The following is a 23,335-nucleotide window of genomic DNA, read 5'->3' on the forward strand; positions in this document are numbered from 1 at the left end:
CCTAAATTTAATTCCCAAAATGTTTTTGGACTGCCAGAACTAAGAACATAAAATCTGTAGATCCGCCACCCATCACATATTCGGTTTGTTGCCAAAAGAAAGGCCATTTTTTAAGTTCGGGTAAGTTGGGTCTAATAAGCGCTGTACCAGAAGTAACTCCTCCCGGAATGTACGACCAATCGGCGCGGTTCATACCGTAGGCCACTAGCAATGAATTTGATCCAATACCCGAAGCAAAAGATGCTGTATTACTACCAGGATGAACTCCGAGTATAAAATTCAATGCATTACTGTACACTTCATAATTGGCAAATTCCGGCCACGATTTCGAAAAATAATATTGTTGAACACCAAACTCCTGCAAAGTCCATCCTGCTCCCCAAATATTAGGGGTATACGGAACCCCATATGGAGAATCGGTTAACGAATTGTTTTTAGTTTTAACACTCCATTTTTTTGCTTCAGCATTTAATTGATCCAGAAATAATTTATCCTTGATAAGGTGTTTTATCCTTCCTACTTTCCATCCTGATTTTTCAAAATTCTTCAATACATCTTCCTGCATACGGACGATTTCATTGGTGTAAATGGCTTCATTGGTTGCCAATGCCAATTCAACCAATACCATTATTTTGCTATCTGCTTTTTTTGATTTACTATAAGAAGTTTTATAAAGTGCTTTTGCAGTTTCTAAACATTCTGCCCCTAATTTTGGGTTGCTGTTTTTTAAGACCCGATACGAAGCAGCAAGGCCAGCAGCAACATACAATTCTCTTTCAGGATTGTCTTCTGTAAAAAACCAACGATCATCATCTTTTGCACTCGGATTAGCGTTCCATTTATTATCAGTAACGCCTCCAAAATCGCCAAGAAGTACATATTGTTTTAAATCATTGGTGATTATTCCCCTGTAAAGGCGACCCATAGAACGATAGGCTCCCAAAACCGAAGCAAGTCCGTGTTCCATTTGCTGCAAAGCATCTGATTTACCGTCTGGCTGGTGGATTTCTACTATTTTTTTATCATTATCAACGCTGGTTACATCGTACGATTCTATATTAAATTCTTCCAGCATTAATGCAAGATTCCAAATCGTACCAATTTGAGATTCTACTCTTAAATCATCATCTCCGGCATCATGCCATCCGCCCTGATTTAAATTCGGAACAACTTCGTGAGGTTTATATTTTGTAAGTGTTGAAGGACCCTGAACATAGCCATCAAAATGATTAATATTAAGCGGAGCCATCTGAGCATCGTCTAGATGACAGAAGTTATGCCAAATCCGATATTTCTCATTCACTCGAACGTGACACATTTGAACCGGCAAAAAGTATTCGAGAATGGGCTGCCAAACATTTCGATCGTATAATTTTTTGCTTATTTGAAAGGGAGATGTTTCATTTCCTCTATAACTCAACGTGTACATTCCTTCTTCTTTTACTTCAGAAAAGTCTAATTGAAAATAGTTGTATCTTAAAAAATTGCCCCATTTTTTAGGGTTTATGGTTTTGATGTTCTTTTTGCCGAACTCATCATGTTTTATCAAAATTACTTCAGAAGGTTCAGTATCATTAGGATCAGTTTCCAGAATAGCTACTTTTGACTGGGTTGGATAATAACCCACTTGTGAAACCTGAACTACCGGTTTGTATGTCCAGTTTGGAATAACATTTGGAGAAACAACAATATCGATAACCCTTTTACCGGAATTTTTAGAAATAGGAGCGCGGACAATAAACCAGCCGTTATTATGATTTATTCTACCGTCCCACAAAGCAATATCCTCTAAATTAGACTGAATAGTTATTCTTGACAAATCGCTTTCGGGTGCAATTGTAATTTTCTTTCCTTTACAAAGCGGCGTTCCGAGGTTCTGTCCATCAATTTGTGATGCGACTGGTCCATAAGGAGAATGCGTAAAAATGCCAAAATTCCCATCACAGATATATGATTTTCCAAACAAGTCGCCAGGAAACAATTCAATATTAAAACCAATTTTGCCTAACCATTTTGCATCAACCTCATTTTCCAGATCAACTGTAATCCGAAAATTATTCCCTTCAGTCGGCGTTACATTTACTTTGTATTTTAATTTCAAATCAGGATAATCGATTGGATTAAAACCAATATGATTTTTAGTTTCATCCGGATAAGATAAGGATTGCGAAATGGTTTGTGTAGCAGGATCTATTTTTTTCTCTGCTTCTTTTGGTACGGGAGACCATTGCCCAGGCGAAATTTCCAATCTCAAATCGCCATTAGCCATAACACGCTCGCCATGTTGAATCATAGTCACACCTGTTTGATGTCCATCAGGATAAATATCATCAAAAACGGTAACCTCTATTCCACGGGCAGAAAAATAACCTTTTGGATGGAGTTTCAAATTTTGAGCTTCCATCTTAATTTGCAACATTAGTGCTGCTATTACAAGAACAAAACCAATTTTATTTTTCATTTACTTGTTTTTTTTTTAAGTACAAGTAAATATAAATCAAATGATTAAGAATGTAATTGTGTATTATAACTACTAATAGCAAAAAAGTTAAAATTTATAATAATAGCATTAACTTTTTGTGGCAAATTAGTAGGCAGCACCACATCCAAATTTGCCAATCTTGATAAAATACTATCGGGTTAGAATAGTTTTTGTGTTTTCGTTATGTTCTGATTTTTTGGTTTAATTATTTTCAGAAGTTTTAATCAATCAAAAATGCAGTCAAGATTTTAAATCGTAGGAGAAAGGAAGTATTTATTTAATTATTAAAGATGAACTGAAAAGCGCTTTGGCAAGTTGAGATATTTTGAAAAAGAAAATAATTTAGATAGAAATTCCTGGTACTGGATTTTTCATGGCATTGGTCACAAACCGAAGTGTTGTATTATTTTTTTATTGCAAAAAAGGAATTGATTATTATATTTATAAAAAAAAGCTGTGAATTGAGTATGCTAAATTAATGGGATTAGTTTATTTATTATCCATTTTATTAAAAGTGAGTTTAAGAAGAATGGATTTTAGGAAGATAAATTAATAATCTAAAAGTTTGTAAGGTATTCAATAGCAGGCTTTTTTGTTTTTTGAGTAATTAACTTAATTTATTTAAATGAAACAAATTTCTAAATTACTAGTTGCAAATAGAGGAGAGATTGCAATTCGTATTTTTCGCGCTGCCGCGGAATTAAAAATTAAAACTGTTGCTATTTATACCTACGAGGATAGGTATTCATTACACAGGTACAAAGCCGATGAGGCTTATCAGATAGGTAAGGATACCGATCCTTTAAAGCCGTATCTTGATATTGATGAAATTATTAAGACAGCAAAAGCCCAGGGTGTGGATGCTATTCATCCCGGTTATGGTTTTTTATCTGAAAATGTACAGTTTGCCACTAAATGTGCTCAGAACGGTATTTTGTGGATTGGACCTGATGCTGAAATTATGAAGCAACTCGGCGATAAGGTTGCAGCCAAAAAGATTGCCCTTGCTGCCCATGTCCCTTTAATCGAAGATAGTAAAATTGACCTTTCTTCGTTTAGTATTGCCCAGGAAGAGGCAAATCGTATCGGATATCCTCTGATGCTTAAAGCAGCAGCAGGTGGAGGTGGCCGCGGAATGCGTGTGGTTCGAAAAGCCTCTGATTTGCAATCTTTGTTTAATGAAGCAAAAAGAGAAGCAAAAACAGCCTTTGGTGATGACACGATATTTATTGAAAAATTCATTGAAAGTCCTAAACATATTGAAGTACAGATATTAGGAGATAAACACGGCAATATTGTGCACTTATTTGAACGCGACTGTAGTGTTCAAAGGCGATTCCAAAAAGTAGTTGAGATCGCGCCTGCCCCTAATTTAAAGCAGCAAACCAAAGATAAATTGTACGAGTATGCCCTGAGTATCGCCCGTACGGTAAATTACAATAATGCCGGAACTGTTGAATTTTTAGTGGATGCCCAGGAGAATATTTATTTTATAGAGGTCAATCCCCGAATTCAGGTAGAACATACCATTACCGAGGAAGTTACCGGAATTGATATTGTAAGAAGCCAGATACTTATTGCCTGCGGGCACGAACTCTCTAGCCCTGGTATATATATCAAGGGTCAGGAAAGTTTAAAATGCAGCGGCTTTGCGATTCAATGCAGAATCACAACTGAAGATCCTGCCAATGATTTTACACCAGATTACGGGACCATCGTAGCCTATCGAAATGCTGGAGGATATGGTATTAGGATAGATGAAGGAAGTTCGTATTCAGGAGTTAAAATTTCACCTTTTTTCGACTCGATGCTGGTAAAGATTACCGCCCGAGGCAGAACACTTGAAGGTACCAGCCAGCGCCTTTTACGAACACTTAAGGAATTTACCATCGAAGGTGTTAAGACCAATATTCCCTTTTTAGAAAATTTGATTGTTCATCCTGATTTTCAGGCGGGAGGTATTACCGTGAATTTCATAGGAGATAATCCGTCTCTTATGCAGATCAAAAGAAAATCGGATTATGTAACTAAAAGTTTAGCCTATATAGGAAATACAATTGTAAACGGAAATCCGGATGTTAAATTTGTTTTACCAGAGAAAACATTCCTGACGCCAAAATTGCCAGTAGCTTCCAGTACAATTCATGCCGATGGAACCAAACAGCTGTTAGATAAGTTAAAGCCTAAGGCATTTGCAAAGTGGATTAGCGATCAAAATCAAATTTTATATACAGACTGTACCATGCGTGATGCACATCAGTCTTTACTGGCTACCCGCGTGCGTACGATAGATATGCTGCCTTACGGGGAATCATTCACAAAGGATTTTCCACAGATGTTTTCGATGGAAGTCTGGGGAGGAGCAACTTTTGATGTTGCAATGCGATTTTTGAACGAAAGTCCCTGGGACCGACTGGAACAAATGAGAAAAGCAATGCCCAATGTATTGCTTCAAATGCTTCTTAGAGGTTCGAATGGAGTGGGATATACGGCTTATCCAGACAATCTGGTAGAAAAATTCATCCAAGTTTCTGCTCAGAAGGGGATCGATGTTTTCAGGATTTTCGATTCGCTGAACAGTATAGCCAATATGAAAACCAGTATAAATGCAGTGCTCAGAGATACAGACTCTATCGCTGAGGTATGTATGGGCTATTCTGGTGATATACTCAATGGGGAACGCCCCAAGTTTAATCTTAATTATTATTTAGATCTAGCCAAAAGAATTGAAGATACCGGCGCTCATATTCTATGCATTAAAGATATGGCAGGATTATTAAAGCCCTATGCGGCGGAGAAACTAATAACCGAGCTTAAAAAGTCTATTGCCATTCCAATTCACCTGCATACCCATGATACAGCAGGTATTCAGTCGGCTACTTATCTTAAGGCCGTTGAGGCGGGTGTTGATATTATTGATGTCGCATTGGCCTCTATGTCGGGACTTACCTCACAGCCTAATTTTAATGTTTTTGCAGAGGCAATAAAAGGTACTGATCGAGATGCTGGTTTTGATGTTGAAAAATTAAATCAGTACAGCAATTATTGGGAAGATATCCGAGAGTATTATTATCCTTTTGAGTCGGATTTAAAATCTAGCACGGCAGAAGTTTACAAACATGAGATTCCGGGAGGACAGTATTCGAATTTAAAACCTCAGGCTTATTCATTAGGTCTGGAGAGCAGAATGACTGAGATCAAACAGGCATATGAGGATTCCAACAGTCTTTTGGGAGATATCATAAAAGTTACTCCTTCTTCAAAAGTAGTGGGTGATCTGGCTATGTTTATGGTCAGTGGTAATTTAAGCAAACAGGATGTTTTAGAAAGGGGAAATTCGCTATCTTTTCCTGATTCTGTCAAAGGAATGCTTAAAGGCGAACTCGGACAGCCTGATGGGGGATGGCCGGAAGATTTTCAAAAAATGGTGCTCAAGGGAGATAAACCTTTTACAGACCTGCCTAATGCACATTTAACGCCTATTGATTTTGATAAAGAGTTTGAAGTTTTTCAAAATAAGTTTTCGACCTCTTGTACACTGGCTGATTTTTTATCCTATAAGTTTTATCCAAAAGTTTTTGAACAATACTTTAAGACCTGTGAGAAGTATGGAGACGTAAGTGTTATTCCGTCAACTGTATTTTTCTATGGATTAAAACCCAATGAAGAAGTGATAGTGAATATCTCGCAGGGTAAATCTATTATCATAAAGTTTTTATATAAATCTGAACCAGATGTTCATGGAATGCGTACTGTTTATTTTAAGCTCAACGGACAAACTAAAGCGATTGAAATTAAAGATGAATCCATAAAAACGGAAGGGGTAAAAAACAAAAAGGCGGTAACTGATGCAGAGGTTGGTGCACCCTTGCCGGGACTACTGAGTAAAATATGGGTGAAGGACGGAGATGTACTTAAGCATGATCAGCCTTTATTTACAATTGAAGCCATGAAGATGGAAAACACAGTATTAGGAAAAGCAGGGGTTATAAAAAAAATCCATCTTACTGAAAACAGTCTGGTGGAGAAAGGAGATTTGCTTATTGAGTATTCGATTAGCTAAATAAAAATAACTTCACTTAAACGAAAAGGCTGGCATGTGCCAGCCTTTTTTATGAAATATACTTATTATATTTAGACTTTTTGTAAGAAACAAGTTTTAAGAGCTAGTTATAAAGAGTAGGCTTGTAATGTTTTTTTTGCCCATTTTCCCCAGTCTTTCAAAGCATCCAAAAGTATTTTGTTTAGTCCTTTATTGTCAGTAGGTTTGCCTTTAATTGGTGGAGCTAAATCTTTGTCAGAAACTGGAATTTCTGTAACTTTTGTAGCAAACCATGTCATATTTTCGTGTGGCATAGCCAATCCTAAAATTGTTCCGGGTAAGCCTGTAAAAGATTCAGGGCCGCCTGAGAATGGAATTTGAATTGTGTAATAGGCAACAACATAAACAGAATCGATAATTATAGCATTTGCTCTGCGGCATTCATAACCCGCAATCTCTCTGGTTTCATCGGTAATTTTCCAGTTAATTTTGCGTAAACTATCTTTAACTAAGTATAAATCATCGTAAACGTTTTTTTGGGTAATGCTGGTTTGGGTATCCAGATCTGTGGCGATAACATTTTTTAAATTAGCCATTGCATCGTCAGCAATCCAACTGTTGCTTGCTGATTGATTTGTTTCATCCCATTTGTATAAACTCTTGTTTTTCGAAAAACTGAGAATGCTTTTTGTAGTTTTAAATTGTGGATTGGTTTTTTTATAACTTTCAAAAGCAGCCTGATAATAACTATCAGTTTCTCCTTTTATTTTTTTTGTAATCAAAGCATACATATTCGATTTTTTTTCAAATTCGATTACGCCATTCTCTACAAAGTGGTCATTTTGTGCAAAAGTATTGCAGCTTGTCAATACAATTATTAAAATTAAGATGCGATTTATTATTGTTTTCATGGTTTTAGTTTTGTTTAATTTCTCCTCCGCCCATTTTGCTGAAATCCCAGCTTACAGAGAACATAAAGTATCTTTGGATAGTGGTATAAGTACTTTGATTGATATTTCCATTATAAGCCGAACGATTAAATCCTACATTTTGGTTCAAAAGATCTCTTCCCGTTATAGAAACTCTTAGATTATCGGTTTTTAAGAATTTTTTGGTGATAGATGCATTCCAAATAAAACGTTCAAAAGTTTCCTGAATCACTTGCGTTTTTCCATTATATTGATAATTACCATCTGTGCTAATTTCTAGTTTGAAAGGTAATTCTACACTGGTCCAGAAATTCCCATTAAAACCCCAACCATTACTATCACTATTTTCGTTGATGCTTGCATCAGCAACATTGTAAGTAGGTCCGAAGCTGGTATTAAAATTGTATTTTTTTTCTTTATACTTTGATAAGTTTAAATTAAAGGAATAAGTTGAATTTTTAGTTTGATTCAGTTTTGTATTGATGTAATTATAGTTTACATTTTTGTTGGCGCTTAAACCAATTCCTGCTGTCATTTCTATGGCTTTGATTGTTTTGCCAAAATTACCATTCAGGTAATAACTTGTTGCAGCTTTGTTTTTTAGGTTTACAAATTGTGATATACTTTCTCCTCTGTCATTTGTAACCACATTACTTATTATTGGATCTAGCGTAAAATTATACGATCCATTAACCGAAAAATATTGATTGCTAAGTACTTTATACGAATAATAACTTCCTCTAAAATTATTTCTAAAAGAAGGATCTAAATTTGGATTACCCAAAATCGTATTTAATTGGTTTAGATTATTTGGTATTGGTTGTATTTGTTCTAACGTTGGCTGATCGGTGTTTCCGTTATATGACAAACGCAATGATTCTCTTTGTTTAAAATTATATTGATAGTTTATTTGAGGCATGTAGTTTACAAATTTTTGTTTAAAAGAACTATCTGTATAAACATCATATTGTTTAAAGTTTACACCACTAAATTTTGAGCCAAAAGAAAAAACAGTTTTATTTTTTTTGTAATTAAAAATAGCTCCAAGTTGGTTTATCGTTTGGTCTAATTCATAATTATTACTAAAGATGGAATCCAAAACATTGTAATCGCCATTTGGAGATTGATTAAAAGACTTACGATCAGCTTTTCCGTTACTAATGTTGAAGCCATAATTAAGAATTACAGATAGACTTTTGGATATGGGTTCGGTATAGATTAAATTTGATTTAAAAGCTGTATTACTAATATTATTGACCTTATTTTGATCGACTACTTTGGTGCTATCTGGACTAATTACGGATGTTGTAAAAAATTCAGCTCTGGAATTTAAATAACCATCACTTTTACTATCTGTACTTGATTGGTTTAAATTTAGTGATATTGTTCGCCCCGTTTTTTTAAGTCTTTTGGTTAATAAAGTATTTATATTAAATGCTCTATCATCAACATCGTTTGTAGTGGTCTGCTTCAAATTATTCAATTGGTTACCTTGTTCGTCAGTACCCTTTCGCATTTCTGCTTCATTTGAATTACTGTTTTTAAATAACCCATCTACATTTAATTTTAAAGTTAAAGTAGTATCAATTTTAATTTCATAAGCTAGATCAAGTTTATTTTTGGTCATGTTTTTCTCAAAACTCTTGTCTGAAGTATTATAAATGCTGCTAGAAGTTAAATTTTGCTGGTTAATATCATTGCGATTCCCTGAAAGTTTGATATCGCCAATTTTATAATTTGCATTGATAGATTCTTTATCGTTGTTCCATTTATTGTCAAAATGTATTCCGCCCGTTTGAGCTACTGGAATTCCTTCACCATTAAATTGTCCATCCCAACTTTCAAATTCATCATTTCCATTGTTTGAAAAATTAATACCACCGTCATCAGTTACTTGATAACTGTTTTGGCCATATTTATCTTTATCTCCCCATCCTAATCCTACTTGTCCGGTGTTACCTAAAATGCCATAAGCTGCTAATTTTTTCTTATCCCAAAACTTATTAAACATGGCTTGGCCTTTGTAAAAATTATCAGTTCCTCCTCCGAGTTCTACTTTACCGAAATGACCATTTTTTTTGTCTTCTTTAAGTTTAACATTTAGAGTTTTGGTTTTCTGACCATCATCAATTCCTGTAAAAGCGGCTTGATCACTTTTTTTGTCGTACAATTGTACTTTATCAACCATGTCCGCACGTAGATTTTTTGTAACTAAAGTTGGATCGTCTCCAAAAAATTCTTCACCATCAACCAAAACTTTGGTTACAGTTTCGCCTTGAGCGGTAATTTTTCCATCCTTATCAATTTGTATTCCTGGGAATTGTTTTATCAGATCTTCCACTTTTGCATTAGGTTCTATTTTAAATGCTTTTGGATCAAATTCTAACGTATCTCCTTTGATTTTCATGGCGGCTCTATTGCCTTTGATAATTATTTCGGATAGTATTTTTCCTCTATCTTCTAAATTAATTTTGCCATAATCCTTGATTAACTTTGTGGAATCAACAGAAAATTGATCTACAAAATCAGCATATTTAGGATAAGAAACCAGTAAAATAAATTTACCGGCTTTAATATTATTCAACTCAAAATAACCATTTTCTTTGGCTCGGGTAAATTTTACTAAAATGGAATCTTGTGCTCTTAACAAAGAGACTGATGCTTTTGTTAATGTAGAATTGTTTATGGTATCTGTTATATATCCTTTAACTGTGCCTGATATTTGTGCTTGTAAAGTATTTGATAAAAAAAGAAAGCAACATAATAATAGAATTGTTTGTCTCATTAATTGTTTGTGGTTTTTTGAAAAATGGGCATTATTGTTCTATTCTATTTTTTGAAAAATAGAAATAAAATGCACTTGTTGTGTGATTTGTTTTTGGATTAAGCAAGATTGTAGATTCTAAAACAGAAATTGAAATAGCAACTTTTGATACAGGTTTACGGAAGTGTAGTGACTTGATTTTATGAAATTCATAATTTTTTTGTGAGGTTTTGGCCGTTAGTGGTTTGAATTTTAATGATTTTAATTAGTAATCGTTACTATAATAGTTAAATGTAAATATAGTTCAAAAGTAAATAAAAATACTACAATATTAAAAAAGACTTTAGTTTTACAAAACTGAGATGCATGAAATGTTTTTAAAAAACAGCCTTAGCTTTGTGTGGCAAAAAAAGTATCCCTTCCATCTAGATTTTGCCACAAAACATTTGAGTATTTTAAAATATTTAAAAGATACTTTTAAATAAAGGATTTATTAGAATTTGATTTTTGTTGAAAATTATCTTTTGAAGGGAAGTCTGAAATTTGAATTTTGAGCATAAAAAAAGCCCTAATTTTCATTAGGACTTTTAGTGGGGAGAGCAAGATTTGAACCTTAAGGTTGAAACCCGTATAGTTCCTGCATTTTTATTTTTATTAAATCTGTGTTGCCACGATATTGCCACGAAAATAAAAACGTCATTTTTGATCTGTCTTAAGACGTGTAACTCGCTATAATTGAGTATTTTAATTCGTTTTCAAAATCAGATAATTCTTTTGTTATAAAAAACCGAAATTGAGAATCTTAACTTTGTGTGATAAATTAGGCCAGTAACTCTATTAATTTTCAGACTCGGTTTGTATTAATTATTTATACTTTATGTTAATACTAATAATATCCGAAGTCATATTTGTCGTTCTTGTATAATGACCATAACGAAGTTCTAAAGTATTCCAGTGTTTAAGTCCGAAGATTCCATTTAACGGCGTAAACTTCATACCCATTCCAAAGAAACTACTGTCAAACTTTGATAAATCATAATTACTGGTGTAGTATTCATCGGCAGCAGTATGTTCACCATATGGTTTGAAATACTTCGTTCCGGTTTGAGTATAATATCTATAAAACGGACTCAGAGAGAATGCCTGTGTTAGTTTTACCGGAATTTCAAGATCAGCGGTATGGGCTTTTAAACTCCAGTCATCGGTATAATACCTGTAGTAAGCGCGGATAATTACATTGTCCCCTACGAAATAACTGGCACGGATTCCTAGTGGAATTTTCAGTCTGGTATCCGGCATTTTTTCCTGATGAACAGAACCATCTTCAAAATAAACCCTGTGAAATGGAAGGCTCAAATAACCATTTTGACTGATAACATCACCCAATATCATTATTTGCAGATTTTTGTTTACTACTTGAGCGTAACTTAGCGTTCCTGCAAAAGTATTTCTATTGGCACTGTCATAGCCTTCGCTTCCGGCCGGACGAAGTTCAACTGGTTCAATTAGTTTTAACTGATCGATAAAGGTTTGAAACTTAGCTGTAAATTCTCCGTTTTTGTCTTTTGTTTTTTGTGAGAAACTGATATTTCCTCCAAAAGACTGATAATCAAATTCGGTTGATGATGATACGCCAATTCCGATTGTTTGCCCTTTTTCTTCATTTTCTCTGAAATAAGTCAAAGAGGGATAAAAACGATTATCAGAAGATGAAGCCGATGAATTGGCACTCAAATCAATCATATCTGATGATGCAGAGGTATAGTGATCAATACCGGCTTCAATATCAAAGGTATGCTTGATACCCGTTTCTCCGTACTTGACTAATTTAACATCAATAGTATTGGCAATGTCAGTAAGATGTTCTGAGCCAATTCCTCCTGTAACGGCTGAATTATTGCCGTCCTGGCTATAATAACTCGAAACCAGATTTACTTCTTCTAATTTTAATTTTTTGCTTTTATAACTGGTAGAATCAGTAGGAACATTTTGCGCTCTTGATTGAAATAATGCCAATAAAGCAAATCCTGTTATGAATATTCTTTTCATTTTTAATTTTATGAAAATTAGTTACAACCGCAGCCGCCGCCGCTTTTTCCTGAATTTGCTCCGGAAGCTCCTTCACGGTAGGATTGAAAGCTGAGTTCTGTCTTTTCGATTTTCCTGTTAGAAAGTACCATTTCAGAATCGTTGATTTTTCCTTTTTGGTATTCTTTTACCGAAGTACAGGAGGTGAGTAGAATGCCTGTAAAAGCAATGCTACATAATAATACGAGCGCTTTTTGTTTTGGCTTTTTCATTTCAGATTGATGTTTTTTGAAGTGTAAATTTTATTGTTGTCGTCGATAATAATACAATATAGATCCGGAATCTGGTCAATTAGAAACAGTCCCGCTTTAATTCCCATAACGGCTATTGGAGTGGCCATTGCATCAGCAAATTCAGCATTTGAAGCGATAATGGTAACACTTTTTATTCCTGTTATTGGAAGTCCCGTTTTTGGATCAATGGTATGCGAATATTTTTTTCCTTTGATGGTTACGAATTTTTCATAATTTCCAGAAGTGGCAACTGCCTTGTTGGATATTTCCATATAAGAAAAAGCAGCATTCGGGGCGTCAGGATTGGCTACACCAATAGTCCATTTTTGACCGTTTGGCTGTAGTCCCCAGGCACAAAGATCTCCACTGGCATTAATAATACCACTCTGGATATTATTTTTAAGCAGTACTTGTTTTGCCATTTCTGCAGCATATCCTTTTCCGATACCACCAAAACCAATCCGCATTCCTTTTTCTTTTAGAAAAACGGTACAATTCTGTTTATCAAGAATAATATTTCGGTAATCAATAAGATGTACCATTTTTTTTGCTGTCTGAGGGTCAGGAAGACTGGTCATTGTTTTGTCAAAATTCCACAGACTTTTGTCCAAACTTCCATACGAAATATCAAAAGCTCCTTGTGTAATTTTCGAAATTCCCGCAGCTCTTTCAATAAGATTAAAGACCTCCTGATCTACTTTGACAGGTTTTATTCCTGCATTTTGATTTATGAGATTGGTTTGACTGTCCTCTTTATAAGTAGTGAACAGTTTTTCGATCCTTCTGATTTCTTCAATGGCAAGATTGATATTCTCATTTCCTGTTTTCTCATTTCCGGCTACAACTGTAATAGTAAAGTTGTTTCCCATGAGTTTAAGGGATTGCGAATATTTTTGATTTTTTAATATGTTATTTTTTGCTATCACAGATCGCTTTTATTTCTGCAGTCCATTGTTCAGGTGTAGTTTCAGGTTTGCCGTGCCAGGTTTTAAGTACTTTGCCATCAGCATCAAGAAGAAGAGTTAAGGGGAAACTACCTTCTTTATTATAAATTTCGGCTAAATCTTCGTTTCGTTTTACCTGTTCCGTTGTACCGATATTTTTCTTTTTTCTTGGAAAATCAGCATTTACCAATACTAAATTTGAGTTAGCCATGTCAGTAAATACCTGACTCTCTAAATAATCCCTGCGAAGAACAATACAAGGACCACACCAATCCGATCCGGAAAAATTGAGCAGAATCAGTTCGTGTTTTTCCTTTGCATTTTTTTTTGCATTATTAAAGTCAGGTTCCCAATTTATAGGAATTACTGTCAATAAAAGGAATAAGGTAATTAGTTTCATTTTAAAGTCTTGTTTTTAGGTATTTACGAAATAACGAATTGTTGTATATCTTATTTTTTTTATTTGCTTAAGATTAGATTAATTTTTTACTGGACGAGAAAACAAATCTTTTTTAGGTGTTCAATTCATTTTAATATTATCTTAATTCTTCGGGTAAATGTATTAGCTCTCTTAATTAAGAATAATGATTTGCATCACTTTTGAGACTGATGTGCATCATTTTTTTTTCAATCATTTTTTTTCAATTTTACTTTATTATAAGAGACTAAAATGCATTATGTGTTATCAGTCAATTTTAAAACAATAAAATTTTTGCCATGAAAAAAAGTGATACTATTTTAGAAAAAGAAGTAAGTGAAACAATCAAATGGGAACCTCTTTTACATTCAAATGATATTGATGTAAAGGCTCATGACGGTATTGTTACATTGGGAGGAACTGTGGATAATTATGCACAGAAAAAGGAGGCTGCAAAAGCTGTTAAAAACATTTCTGGAGTAAAGGCAGTTGTTGATGCTATTAAAGTTGATCTGTTTTTTTCAGCTATTAGGAGCGACCAGGAAATTACTTCTTCAGTAGCGCATGCTTTACAAGAAAACTGGGCAGTTCCAAATCATATGATAAAAGTGACTGTTAAAGACGGGTGGGTCACGCTTGATGGTATACTGCATTGGGATTTTCAAAGAAAAGCAGCAGAGAGCGCTATTCGTTATCTGGAGGGTGTACGGGGCGTAATTGACAACATAAAGATTGAGGCGGAAATAAAGAATGAATTGCAAAAGGAATTCGTTGAGAAAGCGCTTCGTCGCAGCTGGCTCCTTGATATTGACAATATCAGAGTTAGGGTTGATGAGAAGACTATAATTCTAAGTGGTATAGTCGAATCTCTTTTTCAAAAGGAAGAAGCAGAAAGAATTGCCTGGAACACACCGGGAGTATGTTATGTTGATAATGAACTATTGGTAGAATTGAATTGATGTACAACAGAAATAATTATGAGGGTAAAACTTAGCATACTAGTGATCATAACGGTGCTGTTGAATTCCTGTCAGAATAAATCTTCGACAATTGAAAATGGCACTGATTCAGATTCATTAATGGTATCTGAAAATATTGAACAGCAGACATTGAACGAATGGTTCGCTCTAAACAAAGAATCTGATAGTATTAAATAGAAAGCAGTTCACTCTAGGAAAAACTAAATAATAAATTGGCCGGAAAATCAGATTTTATTGATTTACCGGCCAATTATTACTTTCTAAATACAAGCATTGGTGTCCTGGTATTAAAACCTTTTTCAGCAGTTTTCAACGGTTCAAAAAGTTGCCCGAACCAATTTCGATTTTCCTTAGCAAACATAGTGATGATAGAAGGCTTGATTTTCATAAGATCTATCTGTAAATGTCGCAGCAAAGATGATTCTGGATTTAATTTTTTGAAATGAAAAGATAAGTTATCAGCTTTAAATTTATGTTCTATTTTATTTAACTTTTTATTGATTTCTTCCTCCTCTGTAAAATAATCATAATGGTATACTTCAATTGAGGCATTAAATGAAGCAGCAAATTTTTTAATAAGTGGTAGCTCAGTATCTATATTTTCTAGGTCAGATGGGTATAGCGTATTATTTAAATGTTTTATTCGATAATGTCTTGGTACAACAAATACCGGAACAGGTGAGTCATGTAAAATTCGGGTAGTATGACTGCCTAATATTTTGTTTACAAGACCGCCACCTCTTGTACTCATACAGATATAATCAGCTTTAATTCTTTTGGCACAATCTAAAATGGCTTCATTTACATCTAGTTTATTTTCGGCTATATAATTTATTTTACCAGGCTGTTTACTAGTTTGCCTGTATAAAGTATGTATAAATTTTATTAAGGCTTTTTCCTGTATTTTATTATCCGGTTCAGGAAGACCAACAAAAGTAACAGCTGAAAAGGGATCAATTATAATGGACGTATTTACATATATAAATGTAAGTTCGTAACCTGTCTGCGAGGCAAGCTGTATCGCAAATCGTACCGCCACTTTAGAGCTATGGGATAAGTCGGTTGTAACAAGTATTTTTTTCATGTTTTTAAGATTTTATATACTGCTTTGCGAGGCAGTTATTTTATTTTCGAATGAAAAGCCATTCAGTATTATTTAGAAGCAAACTTCATTTCATTGATATAAAGATTCATTTTTTTCCATTGTCTGTGATCGATAGTTGCGGTGTCAACATCTGTAGTCCAGTCAAATCCGGGTAGCAATTTTAATCTGTTTACAACACGTTTTTTGTATCCAAACGAAAAACGATCACCCCGCATTTGAAACTCTATATTTTTACGATCATTAGTCTGGTTTCGATACAGAATTGTTTGTGTTTTCCAGTCACCGCCCCAGCTTAAAAAAGAGTGTGTAAAGCAAATAATCCCAACAACTAGTACAATTAATAACCTTGATTTCAGGGTTTTTAACTTTCCGATAACCAATCCAATACTAAACGTAAACGTGACTGCTGAAATAAAAAGGATTATAAAATGAAGCAGTGAATTATTAATATAAAGCGGCGTATAACGATTTATTAGTAGCAGCACCGTAGTAATAAAAAACAGGATATAAATTGTGATAGTTTTCATTTTTATACTATTTGTAAATTGGTGTAAAAGAATACAAGCAAAGTACTTGCTAAAATTTATCTGTGTCGTTCACTTCAGATTTATCGTCGTACAGATTTGAAGGGGTGTTTAATTCCTTTTCGTATTCTTTTCTGTCTTTATTGTTTTGTATGAAAACATATATAAGCATAATTAAAACGATAATACCGCTAAAGATTAATATGATAAAACCTGGTGTCATAATATTTAGTTTTAAGTTACTTTTTAAACCATCGATTAGTAACCTATCGCGTTTACGTTAATTTAAACGCTATAGGTTTTTCTGTTTTTGTAATTAATCTCCCTCTTTCAATTTATAGTACAGGCGTATAGGTTTGTTCTACAACGAGTTGGTTGTCTACAAACCAAATACCAGGTGTTTTCCATACTATTTTTTCTGCCAGATCTTTTTGAAAAAGAGAGGATACAACGCCTGTTAAAGTAACTTTTGTTCCATCTACTTTTATGAAAATGTTCTCAGAATGTAACGTCCAGTTGCTGGCTAAAGCTCTTTGAACCATTTTTTTCTCAATCTCATTTTGTATTTCAGCTTTAATTTTGATATGATTTGTGACACCTTTTACTCCGATAAGATGCCCGATACACTTCTCGGCAGCTTCTTTTTGATAGTTCCAGGTAACTTGCCCATCAAGAGTGACCCATCCTTTCTCTACTTTCACTTGTATATTTTCCTGAGGAACATTCCAATTATCAATCAAAGCTATTAGAACATCATGTGCTATATCTTCATCGGACTTGGCACTGTTAGAATATCTCACCTCAATTTCTTCAACAACTGCTTTTACACCATCAACATTTTTAGCAGCATTTTCGGCTTCCGTTTTTTTGAAATACGCATCTACATTTCCCATCAGTGTTACGACGCCATCTTTTGCCGTTACACCAATCTCTGCGGCATGTAGCTTTGGTTCCCATTTTATAGCATTCTGTACATCTCTTTGTAACTCTTCATTTGTTTTCATTTTCATTTCATTTTGATAGTTAATAATAAAATTGACTGATTTTAAATAGTTTGGTTAATAGATTATTTCATTCCCAAATAAATGTTGGTTTTCTTTTTCTGCCTTAGAATTTTCTTTAGGGAGGTGTATTTGTAGTATGCTTTGTATCACTTCAATTTCAGCATTCGTTTCCTGAGCAAAAAGCACAAATTTTCGCGCTTTTACTTCTGTTTTATATTTAATGCTTTTTTCTCTAGAAAACCCCATGCCAATTAGCGGGAGCATAGCACCTAAGAGTATGGCCACACAAGCATATATAATGGGGATTCGAAAATAAGGAAGACTTGCTGTAAAATTAAAAATGAAAAGTAATCCAAGTAAAAGACCACATAAACCAATGGCAAATAACCCTGTAGTACTCCATTTTTCCATTTTATCATAAATATTAAAATATCCAAGTACACTTTGTTCCATATAACAATCTGTTCCTATTATTGATAATTTTGTAATGTTATAACCGCTTTTTTTTAGTTTTTTGATAGCATCTTCAGCCTGTTGCTGCGTTTTATAATTTGCTACAAGTAGTTTTTGATTTTCCATGGTTAGTTATTTTTAATTAGGATGAAATTTTAGGTTAAGTTTTATCTATGGTCTATAGTACTTCTATCTGAATTTCATGAATTGGATTAAAAAGTCAGTTTGATTTCTTTAGTAAATTTCCATTAAAACATAGAAAATAAAAATGATCTTAATCATTTATGAAAATGAATTTTGACACTTTTTCGAATTCAATTTTTTTTGATTATTAGTAAAATATATTATTTATAGCGTATGATGAAGGTCATTTAGTTGGACACCGATATGAATTAATTTAGCTCGTAATTAGTATTACTAATGACTTCCTTTAGTAGAAGCGATAGAGATTGTTTATAAAAAACGTTTTTACGGAAACTTCACAAGAATGTCAAGGAGATTTGCACGGGAAAGAAGGTTTGAAATTACGATCGCATATATTTTCAGCAGTTATCCCAGAGTAATGATAATCGTTCTGTTTCAATACCTTGCAGTAGCAGTCTAATAGAAAACTTATTTTGTATATTTAATGTATTATACTTTGACTTAATTTATCCATCTATCCTATGAATACGAATCTGCAAGAATTACAAGGACTTAGTTTTGATGAAGTAACGGATTTTAGAAAAAGATTTGGGATTAATAAGTATAACTATAAAAAGGAAAACAGGTTTATCGCTTTTCTCAAAAGCATATTTGCAGAACCAATGATTCTTTTATTGCTCGTTGCTGCGGGAATTTATTTTATCAATAGTCAATATAGTGATGCTATATTTCTAACCTTTTCAATTTTATTAATTGCAACAATATCACTTTATCAGGAAAAGAGGAGCCAAAATGCTTTGGCTAAATTACAGCAATTTACAGAGCCTTTATGCAAAGTTATTCGGGAAGGAAAGCAGCAAAATATTAAAACACAGGATATAGTTGTAGGCGACCTCGTTATTATTGAAGAAGGAGGATTGATTCCTGCTGACGGAATCATTGTGCGCTCTAATGATTTTTCGGTAAATGAATCGATACTTACCGGTGAATCGATGACTGTTTTTAAGGATAAAGAAAAAGAAGATAATAAAGTTTTTTCCGGAACTACCGTTGTCAGCGGATTAGCTATCATTAAAATTACAGAGATAGGAAATCAAACAAGATTAGGGAAAATAGGAAGCAGCCTTGGAGCTATTACTGAGGAAAAAACGCCATTAGAGCTTCAGATAGGAAATTTTATAAAAAAAATGGTTTTTGCCGGAGTCTTAGTTTTTATTTTGGTCTGGGCTATAAACTATTCAAGAATGGGGAATGTTTTAGGAAGTCTTATGGTAGCACTTACTCTGGCTATGAGTATATTGCCTGAAGAAATTCCGGTTGCATTTACAACCTTTATGGCATTAGGGGCGCGCCGGCTTATGAAGATGGGTATTGTGGTCAAACAGATGAAAACGGTGGAAACCTTGGGAAGTGCTACTATTATTTGTACAGATAAAACCGGTACAATAACGCAGAATAAAATGGAATTGGCAGGTCTTTACCTACCGTCAGGTTCAGAGGCAGAAGTAAATACTTTTAGAGAAATAAAAGAAACTGATGATCTTATCACTACCGCTATGTGGGCAAGCGAACCAATCGCTTTTGATCCTATGGAAATTGCCCTGCACAATGCCTATAAAAAATATACTGATACAGATCTGAGAGGTAATTTTAAAATGATTCATGAATATCCTTTATCAGGTAAGCCGCCTATGATGACTCATGTTTTTGTAGACGAAACAGGTAATCGTATAATTGCAGCAAAAGGAGCACCCGAGGCCATTTTAGAGGTTTGTGATTTTTCATCTGAGCAAAAAAATAATATAATAATTGCTGTGACCAAATTAGCAAGTAAAGGTTACAGGGTACTTGGTGTGGCAAAAGGAAATTTGCAAGGCGATAGTTATCCTGAAACACAACAGGAAATTTCTTTTGATTTTAAAGGATTATTGGCTTTTTATGACCCGCCTAAAGATAACATTGCGCAGGTGCTGGAATCTTTTTACAATGCCGGAATAGGAGTAAAGATCATTACAGGTGATAACGCCATTACAACAAATGCCATAGCTAAAGAAATAGGTTTTCAGGGTTCTGATAAATCGATTACGGGAGATGAACTTATGAAACTGAGCGATACAGAACTGCAAAGTAAAGTCATGGACATTAATGTATTTAGCCGAATGTTTCCTGATGCCAAATTAAGAATTGTCAACGCTTTGAAAGCAAATGGACAAATTGTAGCGATGACCGGTGATGGTGTAAATGATGGTCCATCGCTCAAGGCAGCGCATATCGGTATTGCGATGGGCAAAAAAGGCACAGCAATAGCAAAAGATGCCGCCTCATTAATTTTAGTAGAAGATGACCTTTCTAAAATGACTGAGGCTGTCGCTATAGGGAGAAAGATTTATGCGAATCTAAAAAAGGCAATTCAATATATTATCTCAATCCATATTCCAATCATTCTGATTGTTTTTATTCCATTGGCTTTAGGGTGGATTTATCCCAATATATTTAATCCGCTTCATGTGATTTTACTCGAACTTATCATGGGGCCGACTTGCTCGATTATATATGAAAACGAACCTGCTGAAGCAGATACGATGCAAAGAGGGCCAAGACAATTAACTGCTACATTTTTTAATGCAAAAGAACTTTTAATAAGTATTTTGCAAGGGGTTTTTATAACGGTAGGATTGTTATTTATTTATCAGTGGTCAGTACTGCATCAATTTGGAGAAGCTAAAACGCGAAGTATGGTTTTTTTGACTCTAATTACAGCCAATGTGATACTTACACTTGTAAACCGTTCTTTTAAATATCCTTTATGGGTTACACTTCGTTATAAAAACATTCTGGTTTCAATAATAATAGCTATTACCTTAGTTTTGAATATAGTACTCTTTGTAATTCCTTTTTTGCGTTCTCTCTTTAGTTTTGAAATTATCACATTCTCTGAATTGATGTTGTGCCTTTTTACAGGGGTATTATCTGTGTTATGGTTTGAGGTTGTAAAATATTTCAGAAGAAACAGAAAAGAAATCTAAATTTCAATTTCATTTCCCATCAAGGGAACACTGCATTTAAATCCATAACGCTCCTGAATTTTTATTCGTAATTCATCTGCAGGAATGTTTTCTCCATGCACTAAATAGATACATTTTGGGGTGTTATTTAGAGCGGAAAGCCAGTTGATAAGATCTTCCTGATCGCCATGAGCAGAGAGTCCTTCTATCAGCTGTATTTTAGCCTCAACGGTATAATATTTTCCATATATTTTAATTTCATCAGCACCATCAAGAAGTTTTCTTCCACGTGTGCCCTCAGCCTGGTAACCGACCATTATAACAGTTGTTTTTTCAAGGCCAATATAATGTTCAAAATAGGATAGTACCCGTCCTCCTGTAACCATTCCACTAGCAGCAAGGATTACTTTTGGCTGAGGATCTTCAATGATGCGTAAGGTCTGCTCAAATTCAGATACTATTTTAAACATCTTACTCATTTCACTACAATCATTTTGGGAGAGCTTATGCCATTTCATATTCTCCAGAAAAATATCCAGTACATTGGCGCCCATTGGAGTGTCAAGAATATATGGTATGTTTGGGATTCTGCCTTCTTTTTTAAGCTGCCATAAAAGATACATTATTGATTGTGCCCGCTCAACGGCAAAGCCCGGAATAATCACCGTTCCTTTTTGTTCTACAGTTGTATTAATATAGGTTTCCAGTTCTTTCTTTACATCAAGATCAGGATGAAGGCGATTGCCATAGGTACTTTCCAAAAACAGATAATCGGCATTTTCAGGTTTTGTTGGCGGAAACATTAGTACATCATCATCACGTCCTATGTCACCGGAAAAAACTAACGTTTTATCTTCGAGTGTGAGTGTGATGCTGCAAGCGCCTATTATGTGCCCTGCAACTGAAAAAACGGCAGCAATATTATTGTCTACAATTACCGATATTTTGGGTTGTATTATTTTAAAAAGAGGAAGCACAGCTTCTGCTTCCTTTACTGTGTAGAGAGGTTCAGCCTTTTCATGTTTTGAATAATGTTCTTTGTTTGCTTTATTGGCTTCTTCTTCCTGAATTTTAGCACTATCTAAAAGAACAAGTTTTGCCACGTCTCTGGTAGGAGAAGTACAATATATTTTGCCTGTAAATCCTTGTGCAACTAGTCTTGGAAGCCATCCGCAATGATCTAAATGGCCATGGGTAAGAAGCACATAATCTATGGTAGAAGGTAAAACAGGCAGAGGTTCCCAGTTATATTCCCGGAGTGATTTTAGCCCCTGAAACAGCCCACAATCAACCAATATCCTAATACCATTGCTTTCAATGAGTGTTTTTGAACCCGTTACAGTTCCGGCACCTCCTATAAATTTTATTTTCATTTTAAATAAGTTTACAAATTTGTGAAGCTTCTTTCAATACGTTTCTGATTCGATTATCACTAAGTCCTATTTTATGAAGACTTTTAGAATCATTAATAAGATCTTTTACAAGTATTTGATCCAGAATAAGTAGTTTTTCTTTTTCGGCTACAGTTAGTGTGGTGAGGCAGGTAAGTGGGTAAAGCGATCCGTGATCTATTTTATTTTTGATGCTGTTGTCTTTAGGATAATCCCAACTTAAAAGTTCAATTCCGCTGCAGCTGGCAAAATTTTCGGCATCTTTTGTAAATCTGTTATTGGTCACTATTTTGCAGGATACTATGCTTTCACTGCCGCTAAAAATAGTATGCTGTTTTACCTTGAGATCATTAAAACGGGAAAGAATATACATGGGAACTTTTACATCTGAAGCGCCTTCTCTGCTGCTGTGAAATTTACATTCTACCATCCAAATGCTGTTCTCTTTTTTCAGCGCAATATCTACTTCGTGCGAGACACATTTTCCCTGAAGGGTTAAATTTGTTCTGGTTTTAAATCCTTCTGCGGCATATAATCGTGAAATAAACTTTTCAAAGAAAAAACCAGCCGGACCAAGCATTTGTAGTGCGTAGCGAAGGTTGTAGCGCGCAGCATCTCCGTTTGATGCTTTTTTTAAGATCGCAAAGGCCAGTTTATAAATTTCTTTGGTTGTCATACCTTCATACATTTGCTTTTGAATTAGCTCCAGACATTCTTTGATGAGGTCAGGGGCCGCTCCAGATTTTTGCAGGGACCGTTTTAATTTTTCTATATCAAAAGGTACAACATGCCCAGAGTGCTTAATTACTTTCATGTTATTGAATTGTTT

Annotated in this window: 18 protein-coding genes; 4 read left to right on the forward strand and 14 right to left on the reverse strand. The window is 34.4% G+C overall.

Annotated elements, in window-relative coordinates:
- Positions 1-7: 7 nt before the first annotated feature.
- Entirely contained in the window at positions 8-2,461 is a 2,454-nt protein-coding gene (locus tag BUA98_RS13805) for a glycoside hydrolase family 9 protein (protein WP_072973476.1), read from the reverse strand.
- 646 nt (positions 2,462-3,107) lie between these two features.
- On the opposite strand from BUA98_RS13805, the gene BUA98_RS13810 reads away from it, so the two are divergent.
- Positions 3,108-6,545, forward strand: a complete 3,438-nt coding sequence (locus BUA98_RS13810; RefSeq protein WP_072973477.1) for a pyruvate carboxylase — start codon at positions 3,108-3,110, stop codon at positions 6,543-6,545.
- A 107-nt stretch (positions 6,546-6,652) separates the two neighbouring features.
- On the opposite strand, the gene BUA98_RS13815 is transcribed toward BUA98_RS13810, so the two are convergent.
- The 6 genes from BUA98_RS13815 to BUA98_RS13840 all read right to left on the reverse strand — a co-directional run bounded on the left by BUA98_RS13815 (position 6,653) and on the right by BUA98_RS13840 (position 13,882).
- On the reverse strand, positions 6,653-7,435 hold the full coding sequence (locus tag BUA98_RS13815) for a GLPGLI family protein (protein ID WP_072973478.1): 783 nt from the start codon (positions 7,433-7,435) through the stop codon (positions 6,653-6,655).
- A 4-nt stretch (positions 7,436-7,439) separates the two neighbouring features.
- Positions 7,440-10,238 carry an outer membrane beta-barrel family protein gene (locus BUA98_RS13820; RefSeq protein ID WP_072973479.1) on the reverse strand — a complete coding sequence of 933 codons (2,799 nt, stop codon included), beginning with the start codon at positions 10,236-10,238 and terminating at the stop codon, positions 7,440-7,442.
- An 843-nt stretch (positions 10,239-11,081) separates the two neighbouring features.
- Positions 11,082-12,266, reverse strand: a complete 1,185-nt coding sequence (locus BUA98_RS13825) for a DUF3570 domain-containing protein (RefSeq protein WP_072973480.1) — start codon at positions 12,264-12,266, stop codon at positions 11,082-11,084.
- A 17-nt stretch (positions 12,267-12,283) separates the two neighbouring features.
- Positions 12,284-12,517, reverse strand: coding sequence for a DUF4266 domain-containing protein (locus tag BUA98_RS13830; RefSeq protein ID WP_056191669.1), 234 nt, complete (start codon positions 12,515-12,517; stop codon positions 12,284-12,286).
- Positions 12,514-13,407, reverse strand: a complete 894-nt coding sequence (locus BUA98_RS13835; protein WP_072973481.1) for an FAD:protein FMN transferase — start codon at positions 13,405-13,407, stop codon at positions 12,514-12,516. The genes BUA98_RS13830 and BUA98_RS13835 overlap by 4 nt, the downstream gene beginning before the upstream one ends.
- A 40-nt stretch (positions 13,408-13,447) precedes the next feature.
- On the reverse strand, positions 13,448-13,882 hold the full coding sequence (locus BUA98_RS13840) for a thioredoxin family protein (RefSeq protein WP_072973482.1): 435 nt from the start codon (positions 13,880-13,882) through the stop codon (positions 13,448-13,450).
- Between the two features lie 317 nt (positions 13,883-14,199).
- On the opposite strand from BUA98_RS13840, the gene BUA98_RS13845 reads away from it, so the two are divergent.
- Positions 14,200-14,859, forward strand: a complete 660-nt coding sequence (locus BUA98_RS13845) for a BON domain-containing protein (RefSeq protein WP_072973483.1) — start codon at positions 14,200-14,202, stop codon at positions 14,857-14,859.
- Positions 14,860-14,877: 18 nt separating this feature from the next.
- Positions 14,878-15,057 carry a hypothetical protein gene (locus tag BUA98_RS22290; protein WP_139257018.1) on the forward strand — a complete coding sequence of 60 codons (180 nt, stop codon included), beginning with the start codon at positions 14,878-14,880 and terminating at the stop codon, positions 15,055-15,057.
- A 76-nt stretch (positions 15,058-15,133) separates the two neighbouring features.
- Here the strand turns inward: BUA98_RS22290 and BUA98_RS13850 are convergent, their stop codons facing one another.
- The 5 genes from BUA98_RS13850 to BUA98_RS13865 all read right to left on the reverse strand — a co-directional run bounded on the left by BUA98_RS13850 (position 15,134) and on the right by BUA98_RS13865 (position 18,092).
- The gene (locus BUA98_RS13850; protein ID WP_072973484.1) at positions 15,134-15,964 is read right to left on the reverse strand and encodes a universal stress protein; all 831 of its coding nucleotides are present in this window, start codon (positions 15,962-15,964) and stop codon (positions 15,134-15,136) included.
- Positions 15,965-16,032: 68 nt separating this feature from the next.
- A complete protein-coding gene (locus BUA98_RS13855) occupies positions 16,033-16,512 on the reverse strand; it encodes a hypothetical protein (protein ID WP_072973485.1) in 480 nt (159 codons plus the stop codon).
- 49 nt (positions 16,513-16,561) lie between these two features.
- On the reverse strand, positions 16,562-16,732 hold the full coding sequence (locus BUA98_RS22365) for a hypothetical protein (protein WP_159433467.1): 171 nt from the start codon (positions 16,730-16,732) through the stop codon (positions 16,562-16,564).
- A 112-nt stretch (positions 16,733-16,844) separates the two neighbouring features.
- A complete protein-coding gene (locus BUA98_RS13860; protein WP_072974087.1) occupies positions 16,845-17,513 on the reverse strand; it encodes a BON domain-containing protein in 669 nt (222 codons plus the stop codon).
- Positions 17,514-17,567: 54 nt separating this feature from the next.
- The gene (locus BUA98_RS13865; RefSeq protein WP_072973487.1) at positions 17,568-18,092 is read right to left on the reverse strand and encodes a general stress protein; all 525 of its coding nucleotides are present in this window, start codon (positions 18,090-18,092) and stop codon (positions 17,568-17,570) included.
- 539 nt (positions 18,093-18,631) lie between these two features.
- On the opposite strand from BUA98_RS13865, the gene BUA98_RS13870 reads away from it, so the two are divergent.
- Positions 18,632-21,136, forward strand: coding sequence for a cation-translocating P-type ATPase (locus tag BUA98_RS13870; protein ID WP_072973489.1), 2,505 nt, complete (start codon positions 18,632-18,634; stop codon positions 21,134-21,136).
- Here BUA98_RS13870 and BUA98_RS13875 read toward each other — a convergent pair.
- Positions 21,133-22,488: an MBL fold metallo-hydrolase gene (locus BUA98_RS13875; RefSeq protein WP_072973491.1), complete on the reverse strand. Its 1,356-nt coding sequence runs from the start codon at positions 22,486-22,488 to the stop codon at positions 21,133-21,135. The genes BUA98_RS13870 and BUA98_RS13875 overlap by 4 nt on opposite strands.
- A 1-nt stretch (position 22,489) precedes the next feature.
- Complete coding sequence (locus tag BUA98_RS13880) at positions 22,490-23,320, reverse strand: ATP cone domain-containing protein (RefSeq protein WP_072973493.1); 831 nt, start codon at positions 23,318-23,320, stop codon at positions 22,490-22,492.
- Positions 23,321-23,335: the final 15 nt, after the last annotated feature.

This window comes from Flavobacterium saccharophilum (assembly GCF_900142735.1).
GTDB lineage: Bacteria > Bacteroidota > Bacteroidia > Flavobacteriales > Flavobacteriaceae > Flavobacterium > Flavobacterium saccharophilum.

What these genes read in the sequence shown, in the direction of transcription:
- BUA98_RS13825 (WP_072973480.1), bottom strand. Translation starts at nt 12,266, where the DNA reads ATGAAAAGAATATTCATAACAGGATTTGCTTTATTGGCATTATTTCAA.
- BUA98_RS13835 (WP_072973481.1), bottom strand. Translation starts at nt 13,407, where the DNA reads ATGGGAAACAACTTTACTATTACAGTTGTAGCCGGAAATGAGAAAACA.
- BUA98_RS13810 (WP_072973477.1), top strand. Translation starts at nt 3,108, where the DNA reads ATGAAACAAATTTCTAAATTACTAGTTGCAAATAGAGGAGAGATTGCA.
- BUA98_RS13850 (WP_072973484.1), bottom strand. Translation starts at nt 15,964, where the DNA reads ATGAAAAAAATACTTGTTACAACCGACTTATCCCATAGCTCTAAAGTG.
- BUA98_RS22365 (WP_159433467.1), bottom strand. Translation starts at nt 16,732, where the DNA reads ATGACACCAGGTTTTATCATATTAATCTTTAGCGGTATTATCGTTTTA.
- BUA98_RS13845 (WP_072973483.1), top strand. Translation starts at nt 14,200, where the DNA reads ATGAAAAAAAGTGATACTATTTTAGAAAAAGAAGTAAGTGAAACAATC.
- BUA98_RS13865 (WP_072973487.1), bottom strand. Translation starts at nt 18,092, where the DNA reads ATGGAAAATCAAAAACTACTTGTAGCAAATTATAAAACGCAGCAACAG.
- BUA98_RS13840 (WP_072973482.1), bottom strand. Translation starts at nt 13,882, where the DNA reads ATGAAACTAATTACCTTATTCCTTTTATTGACAGTAATTCCTATAAAT.
- BUA98_RS13805 (WP_072973476.1), bottom strand. Translation starts at nt 2,461, where the DNA reads ATGAAAAATAAAATTGGTTTTGTTCTTGTAATAGCAGCACTAATGTTG.
- BUA98_RS13855 (WP_072973485.1), bottom strand. Translation starts at nt 16,512, where the DNA reads ATGAAAACTATCACAATTTATATCCTGTTTTTTATTACTACGGTGCTG.
- BUA98_RS13880 (WP_072973493.1), bottom strand. Translation starts at nt 23,320, where the DNA reads ATGAAAGTAATTAAGCACTCTGGGCATGTTGTACCTTTTGATATAGAA.
- BUA98_RS13820 (WP_072973479.1), bottom strand. Translation starts at nt 10,238, where the DNA reads ATGAGACAAACAATTCTATTATTATGTTGCTTTCTTTTTTTATCAAAT.
- BUA98_RS13875 (WP_072973491.1), bottom strand. Translation starts at nt 22,488, where the DNA reads ATGAAAATAAAATTTATAGGAGGTGCCGGAACTGTAACGGGTTCAAAA.
- BUA98_RS13830 (WP_056191669.1), bottom strand. Translation starts at nt 12,517, where the DNA reads ATGAAAAAGCCAAAACAAAAAGCGCTCGTATTATTATGTAGCATTGCT.
- BUA98_RS13815 (WP_072973478.1), bottom strand. Translation starts at nt 7,435, where the DNA reads ATGAAAACAATAATAAATCGCATCTTAATTTTAATAATTGTATTGACA.
- BUA98_RS22290 (WP_139257018.1), top strand. Translation starts at nt 14,878, where the DNA reads ATGAGGGTAAAACTTAGCATACTAGTGATCATAACGGTGCTGTTGAAT.
- BUA98_RS13860 (WP_072974087.1), bottom strand. Translation starts at nt 17,513, where the DNA reads ATGAAAACAAATGAAGAGTTACAAAGAGATGTACAGAATGCTATAAAA.
- BUA98_RS13870 (WP_072973489.1), top strand. Translation starts at nt 18,632, where the DNA reads ATGAATACGAATCTGCAAGAATTACAAGGACTTAGTTTTGATGAAGTA.